The sequence below is a fragment of the Sphingopyxis sp. genome (assembly GCF_041916015.1).
Taxonomy (GTDB): Bacteria; Pseudomonadota; Alphaproteobacteria; order Sphingomonadales; family Sphingomonadaceae; genus Sphingopyxis.
In genome coordinates this window covers 1-11,127 of sequence record NZ_JAYSAH010000038.1, presented here as the reverse complement: position 1 = coordinate 11,127, position 11,127 = coordinate 1, and the positions used below count along the sequence as shown (strand labels likewise).

Annotated in this window: 8 protein-coding genes; 3 read left to right on the top strand and 5 right to left on the bottom strand. The window is 66.3% G+C overall.

The window, feature by feature from the left end; genetic code table 11:
- Positions 1–131 precede the first annotated feature (131 nt).
- Positions 132–725, bottom strand: coding sequence for a TetR family transcriptional regulator C-terminal domain-containing protein (locus ACE3SL_RS05650; RefSeq protein WP_374524782.1), 594 nt, complete (start codon positions 723–725; stop codon positions 132–134).
- Positions 726–758: 33 nt separating this feature from the next.
- Between ACE3SL_RS05650 and ACE3SL_RS05645 the strand changes: the two genes are divergently transcribed.
- Genes ACE3SL_RS05645 through ACE3SL_RS05635 form a run of 3 tightly spaced genes read left to right on the top strand, consistent with a single transcriptional unit; the run spans position 759 to position 4,743 of the window.
- A complete protein-coding gene (locus ACE3SL_RS05645; RefSeq protein WP_374524781.1) occupies positions 759–1,925 on the top strand; it encodes an aromatic ring-hydroxylating dioxygenase subunit alpha in 1,167 nt (388 codons plus the stop codon).
- Positions 1,922–3,142: an FAD-dependent oxidoreductase gene (locus tag ACE3SL_RS05640; protein ID WP_374524780.1), complete on the top strand. Its 1,221-nt coding sequence runs from the start codon at positions 1,922–1,924 to the stop codon at positions 3,140–3,142. The genes ACE3SL_RS05645 and ACE3SL_RS05640 overlap by 4 nt, the downstream gene beginning before the upstream one ends.
- Positions 3,139–4,743 carry a phytoene desaturase family protein gene (locus tag ACE3SL_RS05635; protein WP_374524779.1) on the top strand — a complete coding sequence of 535 codons (1,605 nt, stop codon included), beginning with the start codon at positions 3,139–3,141 and terminating at the stop codon, positions 4,741–4,743. The genes ACE3SL_RS05640 and ACE3SL_RS05635 overlap by 4 nt, the downstream gene beginning before the upstream one ends.
- On the opposite strand, the gene ACE3SL_RS05630 is transcribed toward ACE3SL_RS05635, so the two are convergent.
- From ACE3SL_RS05630 to ACE3SL_RS05615, 4 genes are all read right to left on the bottom strand, one after another.
- A complete protein-coding gene (locus ACE3SL_RS05630) occupies positions 4,705–6,015 on the bottom strand; it encodes an APC family permease (RefSeq protein ID WP_374524778.1) in 1,311 nt (436 codons plus the stop codon). The genes ACE3SL_RS05635 and ACE3SL_RS05630 overlap by 39 nt on opposite strands.
- 4 nt (positions 6,016–6,019) lie before the next feature.
- Positions 6,020–8,527, bottom strand: a complete 2,508-nt coding sequence (locus ACE3SL_RS05625) for a TonB-dependent receptor (RefSeq protein ID WP_374524777.1) — start codon at positions 8,525–8,527, stop codon at positions 6,020–6,022.
- Positions 8,528–8,703: 176 nt separating this feature from the next.
- Positions 8,704–10,302, bottom strand: coding sequence for a sulfotransferase (locus ACE3SL_RS05620; RefSeq protein WP_374524776.1), 1,599 nt, complete (start codon positions 10,300–10,302; stop codon positions 8,704–8,706).
- 1 nt (position 10,303) lies between these two features.
- On the bottom strand, positions 10,304–11,127 hold an 824-nt coding region (locus tag ACE3SL_RS05615; protein WP_374524775.1), incomplete at its 5' end, for a thioredoxin domain-containing protein.

Genomic DNA, 11,127 nt, shown 5'->3' with positions numbered 1-11,127 from the left:
CATTTGGGAGATGGCGGAGCGAAAATGGTGGTTTTCCGTGACCCGGAGCGCAGCGTGCTGATGGCACGTGAGCACCGGAAGCGCGGAAAGGCGCCATTTGCAGCCCGCCATCTCCCAAATGTCGATCTGTCCTAGGGTAGTAACGCCCCCAACGCGCGCTCGATCATCTCCACCGCCGCCTCGGCGCCGAAGCTTGCGGCGTCGAGCGACAGCTCGAGCCACAACCCGTCGACCATCGCGGTCAGCAGGATCGCGAGCCGGCCGGCGTCGGCAGCGGAGCACGCGGTCAGCAATTCGGACAATCGCTTGCGATAGCCTGCATAGCTTTCCGCATGAATCCCGGCCATCCGCGCGTCGCCGCGCGCGAGCGCCCAGAAGGCGGTCCACGCGCCGAGCAGTTCGGGATCGGTCACCGGCGGGCGGAAGCTGGCGGTCAGATGGGCGGAGAGCCGCGCCCGCGGATCGTCGCCCGCCGCCTCGACAGCCTCGGCGAAAATCGCATCCATCCGGTCGCTCGTCGCCTGATAGGTGGCCGCGACCAGATCGTCGATTCCCGCAAAATAATGACGCAGCAATCCCGGCGACACCCCCGCCTTCGCGCAGATCGCACGGACGTTGGTGCCCGCAAGCCCCTGCTCGGCCAGCACCGCCGCGGTCGCCTCGATCAAGCCCGTCCGGCGGGCATCGGCGCTTTCGCGCGTAAAGGCTTGGCGAGCGTCGGTCATCTTGTTATACATATGTACAACAAGGAACGAACCATGGCAACGCTGCGCGACACATTCGACAACATCGACCCCCTCGATGGCTGGTCGCTGCCGGCTTGGACCTACAGCGATCCCGATTTCCATGCGGTCGAAATGGAGCGCATCTTCCGCCCGAGCTGGCAGGTCGTCTGCCACGACAGCGATATCCCGAACGCGGGCGACTGGCACAGCATCGACTATTGCGGCGAGAGCGTCATCGTCGTGCGCGGTGCCGACCGCGCCGTGCGCGCCTTTACCAACGTCTGCCGCCATCGCGGTTCGCGTCTTGTCGATGGGGCGACGGGCTGCGCGAAGAAGCTCGTCTGCCCCTATCATGCCTGGACCTACGAGCTCGACGGCCGGCTGAGCGGCGTGCCCGATTCGGCGAGCTATCCGGCGCTCGACAAGAGCCGTGCCGGGCTCGTCCCCGTGGAGGCCGAACAATGGCGCGGTTTCTGGTTCGTGCGGCTCGAGGATGACGGCGGGCCGTCGGTCGCGGCGATGATGGCGCCCTATGAGGCGATGGTTGCGCCCTATCGTTTCGAGGAGCTCGGCGCGCTCGGCCGCGTTACGCTCCGCCCGCGCGACGTCAATTGGAAGAATGTCGGCGACAATTATTCGGACGGCCTCCACATCCCGGTTGCGCATCCGGGGCTGACGCGGCTGTTCGGCAAGAGCTATGGCGTCGAGGCCGAGGACAATGTCGACCGCATGTGGGGCGACCTGATCGACCGGCCGTCGGCAAATTGGTCCGAACGCCTGTATCAGCGGCTGCTGCCGCCGGTGCCGCATCTCCCCGAGGCCAACCAGCGCCACTGGCTCTATTTCAAGCTCTGGCCGAATGTCGCCTTCGACATCTATCCCGATCAGGTCGATTTCATGCAGTGGCTGCCGACCGGCCCGACGACCTGCCTGATCCGCGAGATCAGCTATGTCCTTCCCGACGCGCGCCGCGAGATGAAGGCGGCGCGCTACCTCAACTGGCGCATCAACCGTCAGGTCAATGCCGAAGATACCGAGCTGATCACCCGCGTCCAGATGGGCATGCAGTCGAAGAGCTTCTCGATGGGGCCGCTCAGCGACAAGGAGGTTTGCCTCAAGCATTTCTGCGCGCGGATGCGCGACCTCATTCCCGAGGCGCGGCTGGAAAAAGCCCCCGCCGAGGGTTGGAGCCGCCGGTGAGTGCTGACTCGCCCGTGATGATCGTCGGCGGCGGTCCCGCCGGCATGGTTGCGGGCTTGCTGCTCGCGCGCGCCGGCGTGCGCGTGACCGTGCTTGAAAAGCATGCCGATTTCCTCCGCGATTTCCGGGGCGATACCGTGCATCCCTCGACGCTCGAACTGTTCCACGAGATCGGACTGCTCGATGCGCCGCTGAAAGAGCCGCACGCGGCGATCGACACGATGACGCTGGGCCTGCTCGGCGGGCAATACACCATCGCGACGATGAAGCACTTGCCGGTCGCGGCGCGCTTCGTCGCGATGATGCCGCAATGGGATTTGCTCGATTTCATCGCGGGGCAGGGCAAGCGCTACTCGACCTTTGACCTGCGCATGTCGACCGAGGCGACCGGACTGATCTATGATGATGCGGGCCGCGTCAACGGGGTGACGCTGGCGAGCGGCGAGGCGCTGCCCGCGCGGCTCGTCATCGCCGCCGATGGGCGCCGCTCGGTGCTGCGCGATGCGGCCGAGTTGCCGCTCGAAGATCTGGGCGCGCCGATGGATGTGCTGTGGTTTCGCGTCCCCGTGCCAGCGGGCATGGACATGTCCGAGGTCGCGCTCGGCACGATCGACAAGGGTGGCATGGTCGTCGCGATCCCGCGCGGCGACTATTGGCAGTGCGCGCAGATTATCGAGAAGGGCGGTTTCGCGCCGATCGAGGCGCAGGGCATCGCAGCGTTCCGCAAGCGGATCGTCCAGATCGCGCCCGGCCTCGCAGCCGGCATCGACGCGATCCAAAGCTTTGCAGATGTAAAACTGCTCTCGGTCGCGCTCGACCGGCTGACGCGCTGGTCGCGTCCCGGTCTGCTCGCGATCGGCGACGCCGCGCACGCCATGTCGCCCGTTGGCGGCGTGGGGATCAACCTTGCGGTGCAGGATGCCGTCGCTGCCGCGAACATCCTCGCCGCGCCGCTTGCCGCGGGCGCCGACCCCGATCCGTTGCTCGCCAAGGTGCAGGAATGTCGTTGGAAGCCGACGACGCGGATGCAGGCGCTCCAGCGTTTCGCGCACCAGCGCGTCATCGAACCGCTGCTGCGCGGCGAAATCAGCCGCGTGCCCTTCGCGGTGCGCCTGCTCGACGCCGTTCCGCTGCTGCGCCGCATTCCGGGCCGCGTCCTCGGCCTTGGCTTCGGCCGCCAGCATGTCCAATCCCCGCTTGCGAAAGAATTCCAATGACCAAAGCCTATGACGCCCTGATTATCGGCGCCGGCCACAACGGCCTCGTCTGCGCTTTCTATCTTGCCAAGGCGGGGCTGAAGGTCCGCATCGTCGAGGCGCGCGACGTCGTCGGCGGCGCCGCGGTGACCGAGGAGTTCGCGCCGGGATTCCGCAATTCGGTCGCGAGCTATACGGTCAGCTTGCTCCAGCCGAAAGTAATCGCCGACATGAAGCTCGCCGATCATGGCTATCGCGTGATCGAACGGCCCATCAGCAATTTCCTGCCGCAGGAGGATGGCGGCTACCTCAAGCTCGGCGGCGGGCTCGAACGGACGCAGGCCGAATTCCGCAAGTTCAGCGCCCGCGATGCCGAGGTGCTGCCCGCCTATTATGACGCGCTCGAAAATGTCGCCGAACTGCTCCGTGACCTCGCGCTGCGCGTGCCGCCGAACGTCGGCGAGGGGATGCGCACCTTGCTCGACGGCGCGCGGCAGGGACGGCGCTTTGCGACCCTCAGCCTCGAACAGCAGCGTGACGTGCTCGACCTGTTCACCAAGTCGGCGCGGACGATGCTCGACAGCTGGTTCGAGAGCGAGGCGGTCAAGGCTGCCTTCGGCTTCGACGCGGTGGTCGGCAATTACGCCAGCCCCGACACGCCGGGCAGCGCTTACGTGCTCCTTCACCACGTCTTCGGCGAGGTGAACGGCAAGAAGGGCGCGTGGGGCCACAGCGTCGGCGGCATGGGCAAGATCACCGAGATCATGGCGAAGGTCTGCCGCGATCATGGCGTCGAGATCAGCCTCGAAAGCCCCGTCGCGAAGGTGCTGGTCGATGGAGGCAAGGCGGTCGGGGTGAAGCTCGTCGGCGGCGAGGAGATCGCGGCGGAACGAGTGATCGCGAATGTCGGGCCGAAGCTGCTCTACGAGCGGATGATGGACGCGAGCGACCTGCCTGCCGATTTCGCGCGCCGGATCAAGGGGTTCAAGGCAGGCAGCGGCACCTTCCGGATGAACGTCGCGCTCAGCGAACTGCCGAAATTTACGTGCCTTCCCGAACCGGGCGAGCATCACCAGTCGGGGATCATCCTCGCGCCGACGCTCGACTATATGGACCGCGCCTTCCTCGACGCGAAGCGCGATGGCTGGTCGAAGGCGCCGATCGTCGAGATGCTGATCCCTTCGACCGTCGATGACAGCCTCGCGCCCGAGGGCTGCCATGTCGCGAGCCTCTTCTGCCAGCAATTCGCGCCCGAACTTCCGAACGGTCGCGACTGGGACGACGAAGAGGAAGCGGCGGCCGACTGCATCATCGACACCGTCGAAAAGCACGCCCCCGGTTTCCGCGCGAGCATCGTCGGCCAGACGCGCCTTTCGCCCAAGGGTCTCGAACGCAAGTTCGGACTCGTCGGCGGCGACATCATGCACGGCAATATGAGCCTCGACCAGCTCTGGTCGGCGCGTCCCGTGCTCGGCAACGGCGGTTATCGCGGTCCGGTGAAGGGGCTTTACATGTGCGGCGCGGGGACGCATCCGGGCGGCGGCGTCACCGGCGCGCCGGGGCATAATGCCGCCGCGGTGATCTTACGCGACCGGGGCTTGTTCGCGCCCCGCTGGCGCTGAGGCGCGCCCGAGCCAGTAGAGCGGCAGGCCGAGGAGCATCAGCGCGACGCTCCACAGCACCGCCTCGCGCCCCGCGCCCCACATCGCCCAGAGCGCATAGGCGCCGCCGAGCACGACGAAGGGCAGGGCGATGCGGTAGCGCGCCGCCGCGACCGCGCAGGCGAGGTAGAGCCACAGGGTCGCGCAGGTCGACAGCAGCGCCATGAAGGCGAACAGGCCGCCCATCGACCGGCTGCTGTTCGCGAAGACCAGCAGGCTCGCGAGGCAGCTCGACACGATCAGCGCGCGGACCGGGGTGCCGCGCGCGTCGGCGGCGCCGAACCAGGAGGGCATCAGCCGCCGCCGCGCCATGTCGCGCGGCACCTCGCCTTGGACCAGCACCCAGCCGTTGAGCGCCCCGATCGCGCTGATCGCGGCGAAGACGGTGACGAGCGCGGCGGGACCCGCGGCCCAATAGCGTTCGACGAACAATGCGAAAGGTGCCGGCGACGCCGCGACCTCGTCGGCGGGCAGCATCAGCGCGATTCCCGAACAGACGGTCAGATAGAAAAGGCCGGTGAGCAGCGCGCCGATCACCGTCGCGCGCGGGATGGTGATTTCGGGCCGGTCGATCTTGTCGCCGGCGGCGCACGCCGCCTCGAACCCCACCATCGCCCAGAGCGCGAGCGCGGCGGCGGTGCCGGTCGCGCCGAGGCTGAGCCCCTCGGCGGGAAAGGGCGCGAAGGCGTGGGCGCCAGCGGTGGCCGCGCGCATCGCGATCAGCACCGCGACGACGATCAGCGGCGTCAGCTTCAATAGAGTGGTGACGAGCTGGAACGCTCCCGCCGCGCGCACGCCGAGGAGATTGACCGCCGTCACGAACCAGATGGTGAGCGCGGCGGACAGGCCGGGGTGCTTGCCGATGACGGGCCAGAAGGCCGAGGCATAGCTGACCGCGCCGAGCGAAATGGTGACGAGCCCGGTCCACACCGAAACCCAGAAGGAAAAGCCGATCAGCGATCCCGCAAGCGGCCCCAGCGCCTCCTCGATCATCGGCGCGATTCCCCGCGCCTGACCGAAATGGCCGGCGAGCTTCGCGAGCACGATCGCGAGGCACAGCGCGCCGCCGATGGTGACGATCCACCCCGCGACCGCGTTCCAGCCATAGGGGGCAAGCTGCGCCGGGAGCAGGAACACCCCCGAACCGATCATATTGCCCATGACGAGCGCGATGCACATCGGGAGGCCGAGCTTGCGGCCCGGCCCCTCCGGATATGCTCCGATATCGGTCACCCGGTCAGAACTTGGCGCCCAGCCGCGCCCCGATCGTCTGGGGCTGGCTCACCAGCACCTGCACGCGGCCGTTGCATTCGCTGCAGTTGGAGAAGCGCGACAGCTGCGCGCGCTCGTCGAACGCATTCTGCAGGAACAATTCGAAGCTGTAATTGCTCCAGTCGAAGCCGAGCGCGAAATCGACCGTCGTCGATCCCTTGATCCGCCCGAGCTCGGTCGCGTCGGTGACGCGGATGTCGGCGCTGGCCGAACTGCGATGCGCGATCACCGACTGCAGATGCATTTCGCCCGGCCCGAGCGGGAATTGATAGCGGATCGTCGCATTGCCGTTGAATTTCGGCGTGACCGGCAGGCGCGTCCCCTTCGGCGCGGCAATGAACTTGTCCGGGTCGGCCGGGTCGTCGGTCGCGCAGACATAGGTCGGATCGTCGAAGGTACACAGGCTGGCGCGGGTCTTGGCGTCCGTGTAGGAGGCCGCCGCCGCGATCGTCAGCCCTTCCACGGGGCGGATGTTGACGTCGGCTTCGATCCCCTTGATCCGCGCGTTCGGGCCGTTGTGAATCTCGGTGAAGCTGTTGAGTCCCAGGAAGGAGAATTGGAAGCGCTTCCAATCCTGCATGTAGACGGCGGCGTTGAGCCGGACCGCGCCGCCTGCGAGCGTGGTCTTCATGCCCAGCTCATAGTTGGTGAGGAAGTCGGCGGCATAGGGGACGATCGTCGCGCGGCGGTTGATCCCGCCGGGACGGAAGCCGCGCGACCAGGTCGCATAGGCGAGGATGTCCTCGCTCGGCTTCCACGTCAGGTTCAGGCGGTGGGTGAAGCCCGTATCCTTGGTGCGCTTGGGAACCAGCTTGCCGCCGACGAAATCGGCGAGGTTGGTGCAAGGGCTGCCCTCGACCTCGGCCGGAAGCAGCGTGCCGCCCGGATTGTCGCGCAGAATAGCGCCCGTCGTCGTATAGCAGCCGGCGACGCCGGTGCGTGAACTTCCGGCGCCGTTGTACGGCGGGCCGTTCGGGTTGCGGCCGAAGCCGAAGAATCCGATCAGGCTGTTGTCATATTTATAATAGCGGCCGCCGCCGGTGAGCGTGACGGTCGGCGTGATGTCGAAGCTCGCTTCGCCGAACGCGGCATAATCCTTGTCGACGCGCTTCTGTTCGGTCAGCCACAGCGTGCCGGGCCGGCCGTTGACCGACAGCGCGTCGGCGAGGCCGGGAATGATATAATCCTGGTGGATATGGTTGCTCTGCCGCTGATAGAAGAGCCCGGCGACGACCCGGAAACGCTCGTCCTGCGGCGAGGCGATACGGAACTCCTGGCTCATCTTGCGGAAATGATCGGTGCCGATGATATATTGCCGCGGATCGATCGTGTTGCCGGCATTGTCCTTAAAGAAAAAACACCCCTGAAGGCCGCTGCACTGGAAATCGCCCTCATAAGTATAGTTAGCATAGAGGGCGTCATAGGCTTCGGCATAGTCGGTGTAGTCGTTGATCTGATAGGCTTTACGGTCGAGATAGGCGCCTGCGTACGTGATGTCGAAATTGCCGAGCTTGCCCTCGATCGTCAGCGCTGCCTGGATGAACTTGTCGGTGCGGTTGTCGGGGTAGAAGCGCTGCACCTGCAGCTCGCCGACGCGCGGGTCCTGATAGAAGGTGCCGTGGCTCTTCTGCTTCTGATAAAGCACGGTCGGCGTGACGGTCCAATTGTCGTCGAGATCGACCTTCAGCGCGGCACGGCCGCCATAGACTTCGGCGTCGTTGAAATTCTTTTCGACGAAGGCCGCGTTGTTGACGGTGATACCCGGTTGATTCCCGATCAGATCTCCATTTCCGTCGAGTATCTCCTTACCGAGAAAGCTCCGCGTCCCCGGCACATTGTCGATATAGCCGCCGTCCCGCTGATACCAGCCGACGACGCGCACCGCCGCCATCTCGCTGATCGGGGCGTTGATCATGCCTTCGAGGCGGCCGCCCATGTCGCCGTGCTTGATGCTGTTGATCTCGCCATCGACGCGGCCCTCGAAGGCCGAGGGGTCGGGCTTGTTGGTGATGATGCGGATCGTGCCCGCTTGCGACGAGGCGCCGTAGAGCGTGCCCTGCGGCCCCGCGAGCGATTCGATGCGCGCGATGTCATAGATATGGACATCAAGCGTGCCGCCGATCGTGGTGACCGGCTGTTCGTCGAGATAGACGCCGACGCTGGGGAGCGAGCCCGAATGGTTGCCGTCGCCGCCGCTCGCGACGCCGCGCATATAGACGGTGGTGACGCCCGGCTGGCTCGACTGGAAGGAGACGCTGGGCAGCAGCTTCGAGAAGTCCTGGAAATTGGCGACGTTCAGCTGATCGAGCTTCTTGGTCCCGAGCGCCTGGATGCTGATCGGCACGTCCTGCAGATTTTCCTCGCGCTTTTGCGCGGTGACGACGATCTCGTCGTCATAGACGGTCTTGGGCGCTTCCTGGGCCCAGGCCGTTCCCGATGACAAGATGGTCGTCGACAGGGATGCCAGAAGCATCGCGCGACGTGACGAAAGGACCCGCATGAAACCCCGCTTTTCTATGCCGGCGCCGTTGCAACGGCGTCTCATCGGAAGGTGTGGCAGCTTTGCTGCAATCGTCAATCGGGGTCCGCGAATTTGATCCTGCCCTTCCGCAGTTTCGGGCGGAGTATGACAAAATTGCAACATCGGGCCTAGAGGCGAACCGGATACTGCTCCAATACGGGGCCGAGCGCATCGATCAGCGGGGCCAGCCACGGCTCCATCGCGCGCCATTGGCCGACGCCGTCGCGGTTGATCGGCCGCCGTACCTGTTCCGAGCTGGCGGTGCGGACCGCGCGGTCGCTCTTGTGGAAATCGAGGCAGGCCGGCTCGAACGGCAGGCCGAGATGGCCGAGCATCGCGCGCAGCTCGGCCTCGAGATCCTCGATCACGCGTTCGTGGAAGACGCGGTGGACATGGCCCGGCAACACCCGGTCGAAATGGTCCATCAACTCGACATAGTCGGCATAATAGCGGCCCATGTCGGAGAGGCTGTAGCTGAACGCCTGTCCGCGCGCGAAATGCTGCTTGAAATTGGAGAAGCAGCAATCGAGCGGATGGCGCCGCGCATCGATAATCTTCGCGTTCGGCAGGATCAGCCGGATGAAGCCGGTGTGCAGCCAATTGTTCGGCAGCTTGTCGATATAGAAGGGCTTGTCGCTTTTGCGCTGGACCAGCGTGCCCCGCAGATATTCCTCGCCAAGCTCGCGCGCCTGATCGGCCGACAGCGCGGCGACCCCGCCCATCGTGCGCGCCTTGGCGTGGAGTTTCGGAATGTCGGGCAGTTCCATCGTGCCTTCGATCATCGAATGGCTCGACAATATCTGCTCGATCAGCGTCGATCCCGCGCGCGGCATGCCGACGATGAAGATCGGATCGGGCGCGCTCGCCCCATGGCCCGCGCGTGCGGCGAAAAATTCGGCCGTATAAAGCGTCGCCGCATGATCGACCGCGGCGCGCGTCTGGTCGGCGTCATAGTCGAGCAACGCCTTTCGCAGCGCATTGCCCCGGTCATAATGGGCAAAGGCGGCCTCGGCCTGCTGCCGGTCCTCATGCGCCTTGCCGAGCGCGAAATGGAGGTGGAAGCGGTCTTCGGCGCCGATGTCCCGGCGATCGAGCGCCGCTTCCATCGCCGACAGGTCGGTATCGTCGAAGCGCAATGTCTTGAGATTGGCGAGGCTCCACCACGCTTCGCCGAGCGCGGGATGGAGCGCCAGCGCCCGGCGGTAGGCAGCGACGGCATCGGTCTGGCGCCCGACCGTCTTCAGCATATGGCCGTAGGACATCCAGATCTTCGGCTGCTTGCCGGCGTTCTGCAGCACCTGTTCGTAGAGCGCGAGCGCCTCGTCGAATTCGCCGACGCGGCCGAGCGCCGCGGCCTTCAGATTGGCGTTGCCGAGATTGCCGGGATCGGCCTGTTGCAGCCTTTCGAGTTCCTCGATCGCTTCGGCCGACCGGCCCTGGCGGTGGAGCACGGTCGCGAGGTTCGACCGCGCGGCGAGAAAATCGGGCGCGAGCTCGACCGCCCGGCGCAGCAAGGCTTCGGCATCGCGATAGCGCTCGATCCGCGCCGCCAGTTCGGCGAGCATGCGGATCGCGGCGACGTCGAAGGGATCGCGTTTCAGATGCGCCTTCAGCACCGGCTCGGCGTCGTGGAGCCGGCCTTCGGCGAGCGCGAGCGCCGCCGCCATCAGCTCGGGGTTGCGGACGCCCCTGGCGATCGACAGCGCGGCCCGGTCGTCGCCTGCCATATCAGCTCTTTTTCCGCGCCTTCGCAATCGCCTGCTTCAGCGCGTCATAGCCGACCTGCCCCTGGAAGAGCTGGTCGCCGACGATCCAGGTCGGGGTCGCGTTGAGCTGCAGCTGGGTCGCGAGCGCGAGGTTCGAATCGATCTCGCGCTGGAACAGCGCCTCGTTCGCGGTCGCATCGGCGCTGCCGTCGGTGACGACTCCGGCCTTCGCCGCCGCCGCCGCGACCGCCGACGGGTCGAGCGAGGAGGCGGCGAACATCGCATGGTGAAAGGCGTCATATTTGCCCTGCCGCGCCGCGGCGAGCGCCATGATCGCGGCGTCGCGGCTCTGCGGCGAAATGATCGGCAGTTCGCGGAACACGACTTTCAGGCGCTTGTCCTCGCGGATCAGCTTGTCGACGTCGGGCACGCTTGCGCGGCAGAAGCCGCAGGCATAGTCGGTGAAGACGACGAGTGTCACGTCGCCGTCGGCATTGCCCGCCCAGGCCCCGGCATAAGGCTTTTCGAGCGCGGGACGCACCGCATCGACCGCCTTCGCCATCTCCTTGTTCCGTTGCGCCTCGAAGGCTTCGGGGATCATCTCGGGATGGGCGCGGACATAGTCGGCGACGATGGTCTCCACCTCGGCCTTGCTCATCCCGCCGCCGAAGCGGCCGCCGAGCCAGAAAGCGGCGGCAAGCAGGAGCAGCGCGCCGAGCGCGAGCGCCCACAGCGGGGCGGGCAGGGCCGCCGCCGAAGCGGCGGCGCGCGGGAGCGGGCGATGCGGCATGCGGTCGTCGGGTTCGGGGCCCGAGATCGAGGGCGGCGGCGGCGCGGCGGCGGCCT

Bases quoted from the DNA above. Each gene is read 5' to 3' on its own strand.
- ACE3SL_RS05650 (WP_374524782.1), bottom strand. From the start codon at position 725: ATGACCGACGCTCGCCAAGCCTTTACGCGCGAAAGCGCCGATGCCCGC.
- ACE3SL_RS05645 (WP_374524781.1), top strand. From the start codon at position 759: ATGGCAACGCTGCGCGACACATTCGACAACATCGACCCCCTCGATGGC.
- ACE3SL_RS05635 (WP_374524779.1), top strand. From the start codon at position 3,139: ATGACCAAAGCCTATGACGCCCTGATTATCGGCGCCGGCCACAACGGC.
- ACE3SL_RS05625 (WP_374524777.1), bottom strand. From the start codon at position 8,527: ATGCTTCTGGCATCCCTGTCGACGACCATCTTGTCATCGGGAACGGCC.
- ACE3SL_RS05620 (WP_374524776.1), bottom strand. From the start codon at position 10,302: ATGGCAGGCGACGACCGGGCCGCGCTGTCGATCGCCAGGGGCGTCCGC.